Genomic DNA, 17,058 nt, shown 5'->3' with positions numbered 1-17,058 from the left:
GTGTCCCGGACGCGGACCGGCCCGGACGGGGGTCCCGTCCGGGCCGGTCCGCGCGCGCCCGGGGGTCAGGCCTTGTCGGCCAGCTCCTCGGCGCCCTTGCGCGTCTCCGTGTACCGGGAGACCGTCCCGGTGAGCTTGCGGGCCAGCTCCTGGGGAGTCAGCCCCTGTGCCCGGAGGATGTCGTCGCGCTTGGCGTGGTCCAGGAACTCCTGGGCGATGCCGAACGTGCGCACCGGCACGTCCACGTCGTGGTCGCGCAGCAGGCGCGCCACCGCGTCGCCCACGGCGCCCGTGCGGCCGTTGTCCTCGATGACGGCCACGACGCTGTGCTCGGCGGCCTCGCCGACCAGGGCCTCGTCCAGCGGCTTGACCCACAGCGGGTCGACGACGGTGACGCCGATGCCCTGGACGGCCATCCGGTCGGCGACCTCGCAGGCGACCTGGGCCATGGTGCCCACGCCGACGATGAGCAGGTCCTTGGCGTGGCCGTCGTCGGCGGCGCGGCGGAGCAGGTCCATGGAGCCGATCCGGCCGACCGCGTCCACCTGCTCGGCCACGGCGCCCTTGGGGTAGCGCACGACGGTGGGGGCGTCGTCGACGGCGACCGCCTCGTTGAGCAGGAGGCGGAGGCGCTCGGCGTCGCGGGGAGCGGCCAGGCGGAGTCCGGGGACCACCTGGAGGATGGACATGTCCCACATGCCGTTGTGGCTGGCGCCGTCGTTGCCGGTGACCCCGGCGCGGTCCAGGCAGAAGGTGACGCCCTGGCGGTGCAGGGCGGCGTCCATGAGCACCTGGTCGAAGCAGCGGTTGAGGAAGGTCGCGTAGACCGCGACCACCGGGTGCAGGCCGTTCATGGCCATGCCCGTGGCCGCGGTGGCGGCGTGCTGCTCGGCGATGCCGACGTCGAAGGTGCGGTCCGGGTAGGCGTCCGCGAACTTGTTGAGGCCGGTGGGGTGGAGCATGGCGGCGGTGATGGCCACCACGTCCTCGCGCTCCGCGCCGATCTCCACCATGGCGTCGGCGAAGACCGAGGTCCACTTGACGGCCTTCGACCCGGGCTTGGCCAGGCCGGTGGCGACGTCGAAGGGGCCCGGGGCGTGGAACTGGTCCTCGTCGTGGTTCTCCGCCGGGGCGTAGCCCTTGCCCTTCTGGGTGATGCAGTGCACGATGACCGGGCCGCCGAAGTCGCGGGCGCGGCGCAGGGCCTTCTCCAGGCCCTGCTCGTCGTGGCCGTCGATGGGGCCAAGGTACTTGAGCCCCAGGTCCTCGAACATCATCTGCGGCTGGATGGCGTCCTTGATGCCCTTCTTGAGGCCGTGCAGGGCCTCGTAGATGGGCTGGCCCACGACCGGGGTGCGGTTGAGGGTGGTCTTGGCCAGGTCCAGGGCCTGCTCGTAGCCGGGGGCCATGCGCAGCGAGGCGAGGTGGTCGGCGAGCCCGCCCCTGGTCGGCGAGTAGGAGCGGCCGTTGTCGTTGACGACGATGACGAGGCGGCGGTCCTTGCGCTCGGCGATGTTGTTGAGCGCCTCCCAGGCCATGCCGCCGGTGAGGGCGCCGTCGCCGATGACCGCGACCACGGTGCGGTCCCTGCGGCCCCGCACCTCGTTGGCCTTGGCCATGCCGTCGGCGTAGGAGAGCGCGGTGGACGCGTGCGAGTTCTCGACGAAGTCGTGCTCGGACTCCGCGCGGGAGGGGTAGCCGGAGAGCCCGCCCTCCGACTTGAGGTCGGAGAAGTCGTGCCTGCCGGTGAGGACCTTGTGCGCGTAGGCCTGGTGGCCCGTGTCGAACAGGATGGGGTCCTTCGGCGAGTCGAAGACCCTGTGCAGGGCGATAGTCAGCTCGACCACACCGAGGCTGGGACCGAGGTGCCCGCCGGTCTGGGAGCAGGAGTCGACCAGGAAGTCCCGGATCTCCTGTGCCAGCGTCGGGAGCTGGTCGGCCGGAAGCTTCTTGAGAGCTTCCGGATTGTGTATCGACTCGAACAGTGCCACTGTCTCGTCAGTCCCCTCGTCCAGCGTGTCCGTTGAGTGTGCCAGCCCGGGCCCCTGACGTGGGCCGGTTTTGGCTACCGGCAGGTATACATACCCGAGTTTATGGGTGTGCGTCCACGGGTCCTACCCAGCCCTGCGGCAGCTACGACCCCGGAGGCGGCCCGCGCGCGGCGGGCTCCCCGCCAGGCGGCCGGAGCCGCGCGGAACGCCCCGCGTATCGCGGGTTTTGGCGTACATTACTCGGTTTCGGGAACGGAGTTGTCCCAGTTGCCCGGGCCGGGGGTGTCCGAGGGCGCTCCGGGGGGCCGGGGCTCCCCCGGGTCCGCCCCGCGCGTCCCGGCGGCCCCGGACGTGTCCGGGGTCACCCGAGCACGGCCTGCGCGAGCAGGCCGGCGGCGGAGGCGCCCACCACGCACAGCATCGCCGCGCGCAGCCGCCCCGCGTCGAAGCGGCGGCGCAGGACGTTGCCGAGCAGGAAACCGAGGACGACGAGGGGGACGGCGGCCGCACCGACCACGGCGGTGCGGACGTCCATCTGGCCGCCCGCGGTGAGCGCCGCCAGGGAGAACGCGCCGCCGAACAGGAAGAACGCGGCGAGGGTCGCCCGCACCCGCGAGGGCTCCTCGTGCTGGTAGAGCAGGGCCATCGGCGGTCCGCCCACCGAGGTGGCGGTGCCCGCGAAGCCGGACAGGGCCCCCGCGGCCACGAGCGACCCCGGGGTGATGCGCACGCGCAGGGACAGGACCGAGAGGACGACGGCGACGAGCACCATGACGCCGACGGCGCCGGCGAGGGCGCGGGGTTCCAGGACGGCGACCACCCACACCCCCAGCACGGTCCCGGGCACGCGCGCGGGAAGGCCCCACGCGAGCCCCCGCCAGTCCACGTGCCGCCACTCCTGGAAGAGGGTCAGGACGGGCAGGACGATGACCGTCACCAGCAGGCTCCCCGGCATCAGCGTGGGGTCGAGGAAGGAGATGACGGGCGCGGCGACCAGGCCGAGTCCGAGTCCGACGGCGCTCTGGACCGCCGCCCCGAGCACGATCGCGACGACGCACACGAGGACGAACGCCCACAGGTCCGACTCCCCGAGGAGGCCGTGGCCGGTCGGTGAGAAGTACTCCGCGAGCGCCGGGGCGGCGGCCGGGCGGGTCGGGAGGGCGGGCGGGGGCGGGACTGCGGAGATGTCTACGGGCACGCCGTGGGACGTTACATCTCACTCATCCCTACCGGGATTAGGAGATAGGAGCATGGGATGACCGAACCGGGCGGGGGTCCGGCCCGCGGCGGTACGCCGCCGGCGTCCGGGGCGGCCCGGAGAGGGAGGACCGCCGGGCGGCGGTGGCCCCCCGGACCGCGTCGGCGTACTCCATCGCCCGCTCGGGGTGCAGGAACCAGTCGATCAGGCCGCTCGGGTCGCTGAAGGAGTTGGCGAAGCGGTCGGCCGTCCCCTGGTGGCGGGACGCGAGGCCGAACAGCTCCCACACGTGCGGCGGTCCGGACAGCATGACCCTGCTCCAGGCGGTGACCTGGCGGGCCTGGCGCCAGTAGGCGGCGAACGCCGAGCGCATGAACGCCTCGTCGAAGGGGCGCGTGCCGTGGTCCACGATCGCGCGCCGGTAGACGTCGGCGCACAGGGACGCCATGTTGGCCCCCTGCGCCGTGATGGGGTCGTTGGCGACCACGGCGTCGGCCATCCCCAGGGCCAGGGCCCCGTTGGAGAACCGGGCGACGGGTTCCCTCACCACGGGCGCGTAGGCGTCCCGCAGTGCGGCCCGCGGATCGGCGAGGCGGGCCCGGGCGAAGCGCTCGTGCTCCCACGGCGCGGAGCGGCGCAGCACGTCGAGCAGGGAGTCGAGGACCTCCTCGCCCGGGGCGCCGGCCGGCAGGACGCGGTCCATGGGGCCGCCCGGCACGGCCTCCACCATCACGGCGTCGCACGCACCCGCGAGGGAGTAGGTGGGGAGCGTGAACACCTCCCCCTCCCCGGGCACGGCGCTGCGGCCGAGGATCGGGCCGGACGGGTGGGGGTGGGCGCCGGTGACGTAGGCGAGGGCGAGGGTGCGCTGCGGTGCGTCGAAGGCCGGGCGCCGGGTGTCGCGGGGGAAGACCCCGGCCAGCTCTCCCCGTCCGGCGGCGACGACCACGAGGTCGTGGTCCCGGTCGGCGGCGAGCCGCTCCAGCTCCGCGGCGCCGATCCGGCGCCGGACGTGGCGGCCCCCGCGCCGGACGAACAGGTCGAGCCAGGCCGACAGCTTGAGCCTCTGGTCCACCGACTGGGCGGGTTCGTCCAGCCTGCCGACCCACGAGGCGGCCGGGACGGTCCCGCGTCCGCCCGCCCGCGCGGCGGGCCCGCGGGCAGGGGCTCCCGCGCTCCCCCCGCCGGGGTCCGCGACGTGGACCCCCACGCCCCGGACGAGGGGCGCCCGGTCGTCCCAGAAGGCGAGTCCGTGGCGCCGTTCGCGCCGCAGGGCCGGGCCGAAGAGGCACTGGGTGGAGGTCACGCCGCCGGAGCGGACCTCCTCCGCCCCGGCCGGGCTGACCAGTGTCACGCCGTAGCCCTCGGCCAGCAGGCCGAGGGCGAGCTGCAGACCTGACTGTCCGCCTCCGACGACGAGGATCGTGCGCATGTCTCTCCCGGCTACGCGCCCGCGGCCCGGAGCCGGAGTGGGTTCCGGGGCGGGCGGCGGGCGCGGGGTGGTCGGGCCGTCGCGGTCCCCGTCCCGCCCCGGCGTGGTCCGGGCACGGCGGGGCCGGGGCGCGGCGCACACGTGGTGCGCCTGCCCTGCGACGGCCGGTCGCTTGCGCGGCGAAACTAGCAGCGCCCCGCGGAGGCCCTCCCCCGCCCCCGGGGAGTGGGACCTTCGGCCCGGCGGGGCCGGGACCTGCGACTCTGCGCCGCCCGACCGCCTGCGCCGGGGCGGCCCCGGGGCGTCGCGCCGGCGTCCCCGGCGGCCTCCGCCGGAGTTCGCGCAGCTCACGGCGGCCGGTTCGGAGGACGGGGCCGGGCGGGGCGGTCGCACGGCGGGGGCGGGGCCCGGCCGCGGCCCCCGGCCGCTCCCGCCGCAGCTCCCCCGGAGTACGCCCCTCGGCCCGAGGGAAGGGGGAGCGACGCATGTCACAGGGTCGGGGCGTCCGTCCCGGAAACGGCGGGGCCCGGCCCGGCGCACGGGGCGCCGGACCGGGCCGGACGGGGGGACGGGGAGCGGCGCCCCGCCGTCCGGGGGAGGACCCGTCGGAGGACCCGGGGCTAGCCCCCGCCCCGTGCGTGGGTCTTGCGCCCCCGCCGCGAGACCGCGTCGAGGATGACCGCGATCAGGAGGACGGCCGCGGTGATCATGAAGCGCACCGAGGTGTCCATCTGGAGCAGCAGGAGGCCGGAGGTGATCGCGCCCAGGACCAGGCCGCCCAGGAGGGCGGAGTAGGCGTTGCCCCGGCCGCCGAAGAGGCTCGTCCCGCCGATGACGGCCGCGGCGATGGCCATCATCAGCTCCGCCCCGCTGCCGGTGGAGACGCTGGCGGCGAAGTTGCGGGAGACCAGCATGATGCCGCCGAGCGCGGCCAGGGTCGACGCGATGCCGAACACCGAGATGCGGATCAGGTCGACGTTGATGCCCGCCCGGCGGGCGGCCTCGGAGTTGCCGCCGACGGCGTAGACCATCCGCCCGTAGCGGGTCTTGCGCAGCACGAGGTCGAGGACGACCACGAAGCCCACGAAGATGAGGAACGCCAGGGGCACGCCCTTGTACTGGTTGAGCACCCAGACGCCGCCGACGATCGGCACCGTGAGCAGCGCCGCGCGGAAGAGGACCTCCTCCAGGGGCTTGTAGGGCAGCCCCGCCAGGCGCCGGCGCCGTTCGACCGCGAAGACGGCGACCAGGTAGAGCACGATGACGACGCCGGCGATGGCCCATCCCATGAAGGGGACGAAGTACGTCTGCGTGAGCATCGCGATGGCGCCGCTGGGACTGGTGTTGATGGTGCCGTCGGCGCCCATCAGGTAGAGGTGCACGCCCTGCCAGCCGAGGAGGCCCGCGAGGGTGACCACGAAGGCCGGCACCCCCAGTTTGGCGAAGATGACGCCGTGGAGCAGGCCGATCAGGAGCCCGACCCCGACGGCCGCGGCGATGGCGGCCCACTCGGGCAGCCCCGTGTTCACCGCGAGGACGGCCAGGACCGCCGCGGACAGACCGGAGACCGAGCCGATCGACAGATCGATCTCGCCGAGGAGCAGCACCATGATGACGCCGGTGGTCATCAGGCCGACGGCGGCGATCTGCACGGTCAGGTTGGACAGGTTCTGCGGGGACAGGAACCGGTCGTTCATCGACTGGAAGACGATGCCGATCAGCAGCAGTCCGACCACGACGGGGAGGGGGCCGAGCTCCCCGCCCCTCAGGTTGCGCCGGAGCGCCTGGAGCCAGCCCCGGGGAGAGGCCGCCGTGGCGAGGAGGCGGGGGTCGCGTTTGGCCTCGCCCGTTTCGGGTGTCCCGTCCCCGGACTCGTGGGAGAGGTGGGTCTGCTGTGTCATCGGTTGTCCTCCGTGGCCAGGGCCGAGGAGCCGGTGCGGTCGGAGCGGCGGCTGACCGGGTTGTCGGCGGCCCCGGTGATGGCGGCCACGATCTCCTCGTAGCTGGTCTCCGCGATGGGGAAGTCCCCCGCGTTGCGGCCCAGCCGCAGCACCACGGCGCGGTCGGCGACCGCGCGGACGTCGGCCATGTTGTGGCTGATCAGGACCACGCCGAGCCCCTGGTCCCGCAGGCGCTCGATCAGGTCGAGGACCTGGGCGGTCTGGGCCACTCCCAGGGCCGCGGTCGGCTCGTCGAGCATGACCACGCGCGGCTGCCCCAGCAGGGAGCGGGCGATGGCGATGATCTGGCGCTGGCCCCCGGAGAGGGAGGCCACGGGGACGCGCAGGTCGGGGATGCTCACCGACAGGGAGTCGAGGAGCTCCCTGGCCCGGCTCTCCATCTCGACCTCGTCGAGGGTTCCGGGGAAGTGCAGCTTCTCGTTGCCCAGGAACAGGTTGCCGACGATGTCCAGGTTGTCGCACAGGGCGAGGTCCTGGTAGATCGTCGCGATCCCGAGCCGCTGGGCGTCGGCGGGGGCGGAGATGCCGACCGGCTTTCCGTCCCACGCGATGCTCCCGCCGCTGTCCGCGGGGTGGACGCCGGCGATGACCTTGACCAGTGTGGACTTTCCCGCGCCGTTGTCGCCGAGCAGGGCGACGACCTCGCCGGGGCGGACCTGGAAGTCGACCTCGCTCAGGGCCCTGACGGCGCCGAAGGTCTTGGAGATCCCGGACAGTTCCAGGACGGGTGTGCTCATGCGCTCGTTTCTCTCTCCTCGTCCCGGCCGGGGGCGGTACGGCTCAGCCGCCCGCCCCCGCGCACTGGGGACTTCGCGCCGCTTCTAGAGGTTTTCCTGGCAGAAGTCGGTGTCGGCGTAGTCGTCGGTGCAGATCTCCTCGACGCTGTAGACCTCGTCGGCCACGACGGTGTCCAGGACGTTGTCCTCGGTCACGACGATGACGTCGAGCAGGACCGCGGTGACGGCCTCCCCGTTGGCGTCCTCGACCTCGGTGATCTCGTAGCCGTCGAGCTGGAGGTCCTCGCCCGTGCCCAGGGCGACCGCCATGGCGGCGGCGACCTCGGCCTCGGGGCGGATCTCCTTGTAGACGGTCATGTGCTGCTCACCGGCGACGACGCGCTGGATCCCGGCGAGCTCGGCGTCCTGGCCGGTGACGGGCGGAAGGTCCTCGACCGCGACCCCGGCGCTGCGCAGGGCCGAGATGACGCCCGAGGCCATGCCGTCGTTGGCGGAGTAGACGCCGGCGATCTCGTCGACGCCCAGGGAGGTGATCGCGCCCTCCATCTGGCTGTTGGCCTGGTCGGGCGACCAGTCCGGGGTGTCGAACTCCTGGCCGATCTCGACGGCGCCGTCGAGGACGTCGTGGGCGCCCGCCTTGAAGTCCGCCGCGTTGGGGTCGGTGGGCGAGCCGTTGATCATGACGATCTGGCCGTCCTCGTTGCCGTCCTCCTCCAGGGCCGCGAGCAGGGCCTCGCCCTGGACCTGTCCGACCCGGAAGTTGTCGAAGGAGACGTACATGTCGACGCCGCCCTCGGCGAGGCGGTCGTAGGCCACGACCGGCACGCCCTGGGACCTGGCCTCGTTGACGGTTCCGGCCGCCGCGGCGGAGTCGACGGCGTCGAGGACCAGGACGTCCACCCCGTCGGTCAGCATGGCCTGGGCCTGGGTCTGCTGCTCGTCGACGTCCTGGTCGGCGTTGGCGTAGGAGAGCTCGCACTCCGGGCAGAGCTCGTTGAGCGCCTCTTCGAAGTAGGGCTTGTCGAAGGCCTCGTAGCGGGCGGTCTGGAGCTCGGGGAGGAGGAGGCCGACGTGGAAGCCCTCCTCCACGCTCTGGGTCTCCTGCTCGCCCTCGCCACCGGTGGTGGTGAGGCCGGCGCAGCCGGAGGCGAGGAGGGCGAGTGCGGCGGTGGCCGCCAGGCCTGCGGCGGCCCTGCGGTGCGGTGCGAAGCGTCGTGTACTCAACGCTGGTGCCTCTCATGACGGGGGGTTTCACGGTGGAGAACTCGCGAGTGGTGGTGTGCAGTCAAACCCCGCCGCCACCTTGGCGTCAACTCCTGAACACATAACCGAAACATCACGGGTCTTGAGTTCAGGAGCTGAATGAATCAAAAACCCAGGCCAGAGCGGGAACCCGGGCGTGGGCGTCCATGTGAGGAAGTCTCAGGTTTTACCCGTGACCGGCCCGGCGCAGGCGGTGACCTCGCGGTTCACCGGCCCTTCACCCCCGGTCGGCCCCCGGGCCGGCCTGCGCCGGCACCCGCGCCGCCCCGTCGGGGTCCGCGGGAGCGCACGCGCGCGGACCTTCGGCGGACGGCGGAGTCCGCGGTTCCTGGTTCCCGGTTCCTCCGCGGGAGCGCACGCGCGGGGACCGCCGTCCCGGCGCCCGCGGGCGGCGGACGCCCGCGGCCAGGGGGATCAGTTCGAGTGCTGCGAGGCCATGCGCAGCGCCCCGTACAGGGCCGCGTCCCGCCCCAGTTCGCCGCGCACCAGCGAGAGCCGCTCCAGCGCGCTGCCCAGCGATCCCAGCTCCATCGCCCGCCGCATCGGGTCCAGCAGCAGCTCCCCGGCCTCCGCCAGGTCGCCGCCGACGATCACGCGGTCCGGGTTGAACAGGTTGGCCATGATCGCGATCCCCTGGCCCAGCGCGGTGCCCGCCTCCGCGATGATCCGGCGGCTCCCGGGGTCGCCCTCCGTGGCCGCGCCGACCAGGTCGCCCACCCGTGCCGGCCCCGGCCCCCGGGCGACGTCGGTGTTCTGCGGCAGCATGTCCAGCAGGTAGTTCGCGCCGACGAAGGTCTCCAGGCAGCCCCGGTTGCCGCACCGGCAGACCTGGCCGCGCGGGTCCAGCGCGATGTGCCCGATCTCCCCCGCCGTTCCGCCCGCGCCGCGGAAGAGCCGGCCGGACATCATGATGCCCGCCCCCACCCCGTCGCCGATGACCAGGTGGATGACGTGTTCGGCTCCCGTGCCCGCCCCGCGGTGCTGCTCGGCCAGGACGGAGAGGTTGGCGTCGTTCTCGGCCAGGACCTCCAGGCCCAGCCGCTCGGTCAGCGCCCTGGCGGGGTGGAACCCCGCCCACCGGGGCACGCAGGAGATGTGCCCCACCGCGCCGGTGCCCGGGTCGATGGGCCCCGGCACCGAGGCGACCACGGACGAGACCGTGCCCAGGTCGATCCTGGCGCGCTGGAGGGTGGTCTCGGCCAGCCAGGCCGCGCGGCGCACCGCCCGGTCGGCGTCGGACCCCACGTCGTAGTCGATCTCCTCGCGGGCCAGCATGTTGCCCTCGCTGTCGCCGACCGCGACGCGGACGCTGTCGGCGGTGAAGTCGACGGCGACGACGGTGCCGGGCGGGCGCAGGAGAGTGACGGCACGCGCGCGCCGGCCGTTGGAGGAGGTGTCGCGCACCGACACGGTCCCGGCGGCGCGCAGGCCGCGCACGATGTTGGACACGCTCGCGGCCGACAGCCCGGTGGTCCGGGCCAGCTCGGCCTGGGTGCGCGTGCCGTCGCGCCGCAGCACGTCCACGACCCGGCGTTCGTTGGCCCGGCGCAGGGAGGACTGAGATCCCGGCGTCGCTGCGGCGTCGGTCACCAGTGGCCCCTTTGCGGTCGGCACTCCCCAGCGCTTCGGCGCTGCTGCGAGGAATGCTACAAGCATTGAACGCAAGCCGGAACTCGGCTCCCGCGCCGGTGGGGGTCCGGACGTGAACGCACCACAGGTCGGCGGCCACGCGGGCCACGGCGGGCGCGGGCCGGTTAGGGTCCGAACGTGAACGCACCACGCATCAGCACCGCCGCCGACGGCTGGGAGGAGGCGCTCGCGGGGGCGGTCCCCTCCGGCGGCCCCCCGGGCCGGCCGCGGGTCGTCGCGGTCGAGGGCCGCTCCGGCTCGGGCAAGAGCACGGTGGCCGCACGGCTGCGCGCGGCGCTCGCGCGCCGGGGCCGGCCGGCGGCCGTGCTGTCCATGGAGGACCTCTACCCGGGGTGGGAGGGGCTGGCCGAGGCGCCCGCGCTGTTGCGGGAGTGGGTCCTCGCACCGCTGTCCCGGGGGGAGCGGGCGGCCTGGCGGCGCTACGACTGGGAGCGGGGAGGCTTCGCCCGGGGGTGGACGCCGCTGCCCGGGGACGTCGCCGCGGGCGGGGTCCTGGTGGTCGAGGGGTCCGGTTCGGGCGCCGACGCCGGACGCGGCCTCCTGGACCTGCTGGTCTGGGTGGCCGCACCCGGCGGCGAGCGCGCCCGGCGGCTGGACGCCCGCGGCGACGCTCCGGTGTACGCGCCCTACAGGCGCGTGTGGGCGGAGCAGGAGGAGTCCTTCTACGCGGAGAACCGCCCCCGGGAGCACGCCGACCTGGTGGTCGACAACCCCGCCCGGTGACCGTGCGCGGGACGGCCACCGCCGCCGGGACGCGGCCGGGCGGAGGGGCCGGGGCGACCGCCGCCCCGTCTCAGCCCCCCTGGGCGGGGGCGGGGTCGGCGGCGCCCCCGACGAACCCGGCGAGCAGGCCGAGGACGGCCTCGTCGGCGAGGATGCCGCTGTGGCCCGTTCCGCGGGTCCGCACCAGACGGGCCCGGTCCCCGAGCGCGGCGACGGTGCGCAGGGACTCCCCGATCGGGACGTAGGCGTCGTCCTCGCCGTGCAGGAGCAGCACGGGCCGGTCGAACGACTCCGGCGCGTGCGTGGCCGAGAAGCGGGTCCACACGGTCGGGTCCCCGTCGAAGTAGTGGCGCTCGACGGCCCTGCGCAGCGCCGCCACGGCCCGGGGCCGCAGTCCGAGGGCTCCCGAGAAGGAGCTGACGAGGAATCCGAAGTCCGACACCCCCGAGACCAGGACCGCCCGGTCGGCCCGCAGGCCCTCCCGCAGGGCGTGCACGGCGAAGAGCGCGCCCAGGGAGTGGCCGATCACGGCCGCGAAGTGTCCATGCCGGTCCTGGAGGAGGCGCATGATCTCCCGGGCGTCCAGGACGGTGCCCACCGGGCCTCCCGTGGAGCCGTGGCCGGGCGCGTCCCACGAGACGGGGCTGTAGCCGAGTTCGAGCAGGCGCCGGATCACCGGCGCGAGGCGGGCGGCGCGGGAGCGCCAGCCGTGGACGAGCAGGACGGGGCGGGCGCCGTCGCCCCAGGCGTAGGCGACGACCTTCCACCTCCCGACGTCGAAGGACTCCGTCCGGGCGCTCCCGTGGAGTTCGCGGTCCTGCGCGGCGACCGGGCGCAGGCCGCGGGGGTCGGCCCACAGGCGTCGCGCCAGGGCGCCCGCGAGGCCGGGGGCGGGGAGGGCGACGGCGTTGACGGCCGCTCCCGCGAGGCGGGCTGTGTTCACTTCGGACTCTTTTCCGCGGGACGCCCGCATCCAGAAAACTTTACGAACGATCGTATTATTTGTTTTGCATGTCGCTTCCGTCAAGGGGCAACTAGGATCGCCTTGTACCCGACCGACCGTTCACCTCCCCCGTGGGACGAGTCCAGCCGAGGAGGAGCATGACGACCCGGACCGACGGCCGCCTGCAGCGGGGCGACCAGACCCGGCGGGCGGTCCTGGACCGCGCGGTGGACATCGCCTCGGTGGAAGGCCTGGAGGGGCTCTCCCTGGGCCGGCTGTCCAAGGAGCTGCGGATCAGCAAGAGCGGGGTGTTCGCGCACTTCGGGTCCAAGGAGGAGCTCCAGCTCGCCGCCGTCGAGGCCGGCAGGGCGGTCTTCGTCCGCCACGTCGTGCGCGGGGCGCTGCGCACCCGGCCGGGCGTCGAACGCCTGTGGCGGCTGTGCGAGGACTGGCTCGCCTACTCCCGGGACCGGGTCTTCTCCGGCGGGTGCTTCTTCTACACCGTCACCGCCGAGTTCGAGTCCCGCCCGGGCCGGGTCCGCGACGCCCTCGTGGAGACCCACCGCGAGTGGCGCGACCTGCTCACCCGGACCGCCGAGGACGCCCGCCAGCTGGGCGAGCTCGTCCCCGGGGCCGATCCCGCGCTGCTCGCCTTCGAGCTGCGCGCGTTCCTGGACACCGCCAACGCGGTCTCCCTGCTGGAGGACGACAGGGACGCTCCCTACGCGATGGCGCGCACCGCCGTCACCGCCCGGCTGGACGCCCTGGCCCCGCCGGACTCCCCCAGGCCCTGGGCCGGGCGACCGTCCGCCGAGGCCGGGTGACCCCTGTCCGCCCCGCCCCGCTCCTCCGGGCGGCGCGCAGCCCCCTGGAGGCGCCGGACGGGCGGCCGACGACCGCGACCGGGGACAGCGCCCCGGCCTCCGCCGGGGGCCGTCGCGCGCAGCGCGCCGGAGCGGCGCCGCTCCGGCGGACGCCGGACTCACCGGCCGGGCGCCCCCGGACGGGGCGCGCAGATCTCCCCGGCCCTTCGCAGGTCCTCCTCCATCGCCCGCAGCCCGGCCCCCAGGGCGGGGAGCGGCAGGTTCTCCAAACGGCGCAGCCTCTCCCCGCGCTCCTCCCTCCCCCCGTGCGCGCGGGAGTCGAGGCGGGACAGCAGCAGCCAGCCCGCCCCGCAGGCGGTGGCCGCCACGAACAGGAGCCCCGGTTCCACGCCCTCCCCCCAGGCCGCGAGGGCGAAGGCCGCGAGGACCAGCACCGCCACGAGGACGCCCAGCACGCCCTTGCCGAACGCGTAGGCCTCCTGTCTGCGCACCGTCGCGCGCAGGCCGTCGGCCTCGCCCCGCACCTCCGTGGCGCGCTCCCGCCACTGCCGCTGCCGGTGGGCCACCCTGAGCACCGTGGGGACCACCGCGTAGACCGCGGCCGCGTACCCGGCCCGCGGAGGGCCCGAGGCGTACTCCACCCGGGTCCACAGGATCCGCGTCCACTCCCCGACCCCCGGCAGGCCGCCGGGGTCCGGCGGAACCGCCAGCCCGGGGTTGAGCAGGAAGGTCAGGATCAGGGCCGGGTCCACGCGGTGGTGGCCGCCCTCCCACCCGCCGAGGCTCCCGGTCAGCTCGCGGACGAACCCGTTCCCCACGCGCTCGCCCTCCTCCAGGTCCCGGGCGAGGGCGAACAGCGCTCCGTCCTCGGACAGCTCCGCCATCCTCCGCAGCTCCGCGGGCCGGGCCAGCGGCCGGAACTCGGCGGCCGCGGCGTCACCCGCGAGCAGGGGTCGGGGGTCGTCGAAGAGCTTGCGCAGGTCACCGATACCGCGGAACCGCGACAGCATCTCCTCGGTCGCGGGCCCGGAGGGCACGGCGTCGCCGACCGGTTCGACGGACCCCGCACGGGGCGCGGGGAGGACTGCCAGGGGTTCGCCCGTGATGAGGTGGTCGAGCAGGACCTTGGCGTCGGGCCTGTCCTCCGGTCTCCTGAGCAGACAGGTCCGGAGGGTCTCCCGGAGCGGCTCGGGCACACCGTCGAGGTCGGGTTCCCCGGAGAGCACGCGCGCGATGCGGGCGGCCTGGGTGGGCCCGGGGAAGGCCTCCTTGCCCGTCGCCGCGTAGACCATCACCGACCCCCACGAGAAGACGTCCACGGCCGAGGTGAGGCGCTCCCCCTCCAGCTGCTCGGGCGCCATGTAGCCCACCGTGCCGATGATCCCGCTGGCGGTCACGGAGGTGGTCTCCAGGGCGCGGGCGATGCCGAAGTCGATCACCCGGGGGCCGTCCGCGGCCAGCATGATGTTGTCCGGCTTCAGGTCGCGGTGCACGACACCGGCCGCGTGGATCGCGGCGAGGGCGGTGGCCGTGCTCACGGCGAGGCGCTGGAGCTCGACGCCGGCACGCGGCCCGTCCCCCTTCACCGCGGCCTGGAGGGTGGGGCCGTCGATGAACTCGGTCGCGATCCACGGCTCCTCCGCCTCCGGATCGGCGTCCAGGATCGCCGCGATGCAGAAATCGTCCACCCGCCGCGCCTGCTCCACCTCGGCGGTGAAACGGCGCCGCATCTCCGGATCCCCCGCCCACGTGGCGTGCAGCACCTTGACGGCCGCACGGCTCCCGTCCGGCGCCTCCCCCAGGAACACCTCACCGAAGCCCCCGCGCCCCAACGAGCGCACGAGGCGGTAGTCCCCTGCGGTACGACCAGGGTCGTCCACGGTTCTCCCTCTCCTGTTGTGTCCGCCTGGGCGGATCGGGTCACACCCCGCAGATCGCGCGCGCCTTCCGCAGATCGCCGTTGATGCGGGTGACCCCCGTGGTCAGCTGGGGCAGCTGTGCCGCCACCCCGTTCAGTTCCTGGTAGCGCTGGTGGCGCCGGGCGGGACCGCCCGAGACGAAGCGGACGGCGGTCCCCGCGCCGACCACCCCGGCCACGCCCATGACCCCGACGAGCACCAGCAGGCCGGTCAGGGCGCCGTCCGCCGACGCGAGCCCCATGACGATCCCGGCCGGGAGGCCGAGCACCGCGAACCGGCAGATCCTCAGCGCGAGGACCAGCTTCTCCTGGAGGTCGACCTTGCGCCGCAGCGCCTCGTGCCGGGTGCTGACCGTGCCGTGGCGGTCCTCCCAGTGCCTGCGCTGCTCGGCGAGCGCCCGCAGGGTGGGCAGCGCGCCGTAGACCACGGCCGCGCAGCCGGCGTCGGCCGGCGCGGGGGCGTTCCGGACGCGGCCCCAGAGGATGTCGATCCACTCGCCCACGCCCCTGTCGCCGCCGTCGCCGGGCGGCACCAGCCGCTCCGGGTGCAGCAGGAACGCGAGGATCAGGGCTGCGCTGACGCTCACGCGCGCCGTGCGCCACCCCTCGAGCTCGGAGGTGAGCCGGTCGTGGAAGGCGTTGCCGGCGCGTTCGGCCTCCTCGAGGCGGTCCGCCAGCCGCGTCAGCTCCCCGGAGTCGTCCCCGTGGTGGGCGCCCAGGATCCTGAGCACGCCGGGCCTGGCCAGAAGCACCATCTCGTTGGCCAGGGGCGCGCCGGTGAGGAGCGGGCGCGGGTCGGTGAACAGTTCCCCGAGCTCGGCCACGGTGGCGCCCCGGCCCCGGAAGACCGGCGGCAGGTCGGGGCGCAGCTGCGCGATGAACGAGGTGAGCGCCAGGTTGGCGTCGTTGTTGACGTGGCCGCGGAAGAGGGACCGGTCCAGGACCGTGTCGCCGAGGTCGTCGACGAGCCAGGCCCCCAGCGCGGCGCGCTGGGCGGGGTCCTGGAAGACCTGGACGGCGGAGCCCCAGTTCTGCTGCATGGCCTCCGCGAGGTCGCGGGGGTCGGTGAAGCGGACGCCGTGGAAGTGGTACGGCGGCACTCCGCCCTCACGGTACGTCGAGGGGGCGGGGAGGCCGGGCGCGCCGGTCCGCGGCCCCGGGTGGAACGGCGGGGGGTACGGCGGCGGCGCGGACGTGCCCGGCGCCGTGTAGGGCGGCGGGCCCCCGAGGGCGCCGGAGGCGTGCCCCGGCGCGGGCGGCGCGTGGCCGGCGGCGTGCGCACGCGCCGCGTCCGGCGCCGACCGGGTGTAGGCCCGGGTGGGGTCCACGGGGACCTGCGGGGCCACCCTGGTGGGATCGGCCTGCGGGGGCGCGTCGCCGGCGATCCTGGTGCGCTCCACGCCGACGCGGGTGCCGTCGTCGGGCGCGGCCTCCGGGCGCCCGGTGGCGGGGAACGCCCCGTGGGCCCCGTCGTCGGGCGCGGGACCGCCGTTCGCCGGGGCGGAGATCAGCCGGTTGAGGAGGGTCGCGGCGTCGGGGCGCCGGTCGGGGTCCTTGTCCAGGCAGGAGCGGACGATACCGGCCAGCGGTTCGCCCAGGGGTCCCAGGTCGGGCTCCCCGCCCAGGATGCGGGCGATGCGCGAGGCCTGGGTGGGCCCGTGGAAGGCCTCCTTGCCCGTCGCCGCGTAGACCATCACCGACCCCCACGAGAAGACGTCCACGGCCGAGGTGAGCCGGGCGCCCTCCAGCTGCTCGGGCGCCATGTAGCCGATCGTCCCGACCACGCCGCTGGCGGTCACGGAGGTGGTCTCGACGGCGCGGGCGATGCCGAAGTCGATCACCCGGGGGCCGTCCGCGGCCAGCATGATGTTGTCCGGCTTCAGGTCGCGGTGCACGACACCGGCCGCGTGGATGGCCGCCAGCGCGGTCGCGGTGGAGATCGCGAGCCGGTGCAGTTCCACCCCGCTGCGGGGGCCGTCGTGGGCGACGGCGGCCTGGAGGGTGGGGCCGTCGATGAACTCGGTCGCGATCCACGGCTCCTCCGCCTCCGGATCGGCGTCCAGGATCGCCGCGATGCAGAAACCGCTCACCCTGCGGGCCTGCTCCACCTCGGCGGTGAAACGGCGCCGCATCTCCGGATCCCCCGCCCACGTGGCGTGCAGCACCTTGACGGCCGCACGGCTCCCGTCCGGCGCCTCCCCCAGGAACACCTCACCGAAGCCCCCGCGCCCCAACGAGCGCACGAGGCGGTAGTGGCCGGCGGTCCGGCCCGGTGACCTTCCCGCCCCGGCGCCCCCGGCCTGGTTCTGGAGGTCGTCCACCGTCCAGCCCTCGATTCGTCGTCGTGCTTCCCCCTGGATGGCCCGAGACGGGCCCGTGGGAACTATAGCCAGGTTCCGGCTGTCCCGAATCCGGTCG

The 17,058-nt window shown here is 74.7% G+C and carries 12 protein-coding genes; 2 read left to right on the top strand and 10 right to left on the bottom strand.

Translation table 11 applies throughout. The features are described 5' to 3' along the window. Positions 1 to 65 precede the first annotated feature (65 nt). The 7 genes from dxs to ACQPYD_RS09890 all read right to left on the bottom strand — a co-directional run bounded on the left by dxs (position 66) and on the right by ACQPYD_RS09890 (position 10,172). Positions 66 to 1,991 carry a 1-deoxy-D-xylulose-5-phosphate synthase gene (gene dxs, locus ACQPYD_RS09920; RefSeq protein ID WP_433700700.1) on the bottom strand — a complete coding sequence of 642 codons (1,926 nt, stop codon included), beginning with the start codon at positions 1,989 to 1,991 and terminating at the stop codon, positions 66 to 68. A gap of 361 nt (positions 1,992 to 2,352) precedes the next feature. Next, a complete protein-coding gene (locus tag ACQPYD_RS09915) occupies positions 2,353 to 3,069 on the bottom strand; it encodes a sulfite exporter TauE/SafE family protein (protein ID WP_433702010.1) in 717 nt (238 codons plus the stop codon). Between the two features lie 157 nt (positions 3,070 to 3,226). Next, positions 3,227 to 4,621, bottom strand: a complete 1,395-nt coding sequence (locus tag ACQPYD_RS09910; RefSeq protein ID WP_433700699.1) for a styrene monooxygenase/indole monooxygenase family protein — start codon at positions 4,619 to 4,621, stop codon at positions 3,227 to 3,229. A gap of 620 nt (positions 4,622 to 5,241) precedes the next feature. Then, positions 5,242 to 6,522: a sugar ABC transporter permease gene (locus ACQPYD_RS09905; protein WP_433700698.1), complete on the bottom strand. Its 1,281-nt coding sequence runs from the start codon at positions 6,520 to 6,522 to the stop codon at positions 5,242 to 5,244. After that, positions 6,519 to 7,319, bottom strand: coding sequence for an ATP-binding cassette domain-containing protein (locus ACQPYD_RS09900; protein ID WP_267949163.1), 801 nt, complete (start codon positions 7,317 to 7,319; stop codon positions 6,519 to 6,521). The genes ACQPYD_RS09905 and ACQPYD_RS09900 overlap by 4 nt, the downstream gene beginning before the upstream one ends. 84 nt (positions 7,320 to 7,403) lie before the next feature. Next, positions 7,404 to 8,543 carry a substrate-binding domain-containing protein gene (locus ACQPYD_RS09895; RefSeq protein WP_330161835.1) on the bottom strand — a complete coding sequence of 380 codons (1,140 nt, stop codon included), beginning with the start codon at positions 8,541 to 8,543 and terminating at the stop codon, positions 7,404 to 7,406. Positions 8,544 to 8,996: 453 nt separating this feature from the next. Further along, the gene (locus ACQPYD_RS09890) at positions 8,997 to 10,172 is read right to left on the bottom strand and encodes an ROK family transcriptional regulator (RefSeq protein ID WP_267949161.1); all 1,176 of its coding nucleotides are present in this window, start codon (positions 10,170 to 10,172) and stop codon (positions 8,997 to 8,999) included. Between the two features lie 177 nt (positions 10,173 to 10,349). Here ACQPYD_RS09890 and ACQPYD_RS09885 point away from each other — a divergent pair, with 177 nt between their 5' ends. Continuing rightward, entirely contained in the window at positions 10,350 to 10,955 is a 606-nt protein-coding gene (locus ACQPYD_RS09885) for a uridine kinase family protein (RefSeq protein WP_433700697.1), read from the top strand. Between the two features lie 70 nt (positions 10,956 to 11,025). Here ACQPYD_RS09885 and ACQPYD_RS09880 read toward each other — a convergent pair whose 3' ends face one another. Beyond that, positions 11,026 to 11,898 carry an alpha/beta hydrolase gene (locus ACQPYD_RS09880; protein WP_433700696.1) on the bottom strand — a complete coding sequence of 291 codons (873 nt, stop codon included), beginning with the start codon at positions 11,896 to 11,898 and terminating at the stop codon, positions 11,026 to 11,028. A gap of 158 nt (positions 11,899 to 12,056) precedes the next feature. On the opposite strand from ACQPYD_RS09880, the gene ACQPYD_RS09875 reads away from it, so the two are divergent. Then, on the top strand, positions 12,057 to 12,722 hold the full coding sequence (locus tag ACQPYD_RS09875) for a TetR/AcrR family transcriptional regulator (RefSeq protein ID WP_433700695.1): 666 nt from the start codon (positions 12,057 to 12,059) through the stop codon (positions 12,720 to 12,722). 158 nt (positions 12,723 to 12,880) lie between these two features. Here ACQPYD_RS09875 and ACQPYD_RS09870 read toward each other — a convergent pair whose 3' ends face one another. Both ACQPYD_RS09870 and ACQPYD_RS09865 read right to left on the bottom strand, forming a co-directional pair. Continuing rightward, complete coding sequence (locus tag ACQPYD_RS09870) at positions 12,881 to 14,602, bottom strand: serine/threonine protein kinase (protein WP_433700694.1); 1,722 nt, start codon at positions 14,600 to 14,602, stop codon at positions 12,881 to 12,883. A gap of 40 nt (positions 14,603 to 14,642) precedes the next feature. Continuing rightward, positions 14,643 to 16,961: a serine/threonine-protein kinase gene (locus ACQPYD_RS09865; protein ID WP_433700693.1), complete on the bottom strand. Its 2,319-nt coding sequence runs from the start codon at positions 16,959 to 16,961 to the stop codon at positions 14,643 to 14,645. Positions 16,962 to 17,058 lie beyond the last annotated feature (97 nt).

The organism is Nocardiopsis sp. CA-288880 (genome assembly GCF_050955985.1).
Lineage (GTDB): Bacteria > Actinomycetota > Actinomycetes > Streptosporangiales > Streptosporangiaceae > Nocardiopsis > Nocardiopsis tropica.
Note: the sequence above shows the minus strand (reverse complement) of the source record. Positions and strands in the feature narration are given on the sequence as shown.

Coding starts and splice junctions, on each gene's coding strand:
- ACQPYD_RS09900 (WP_267949163.1), bottom strand. CDS start 7,319: ATGAGCACACCCGTCCTGGAACTGTCCGGGATCTCCAAGACCTTCGGC.
- ACQPYD_RS09910 (WP_433700699.1), bottom strand. CDS start 4,621: ATGCGCACGATCCTCGTCGTCGGAGGCGGACAGTCAGGTCTGCAGCTC.
- ACQPYD_RS09875 (WP_433700695.1), top strand. CDS start 12,057: ATGACGACCCGGACCGACGGCCGCCTGCAGCGGGGCGACCAGACCCGG.
- ACQPYD_RS09905 (WP_433700698.1), bottom strand. CDS start 6,522: ATGACACAGCAGACCCACCTCTCCCACGAGTCCGGGGACGGGACACCC.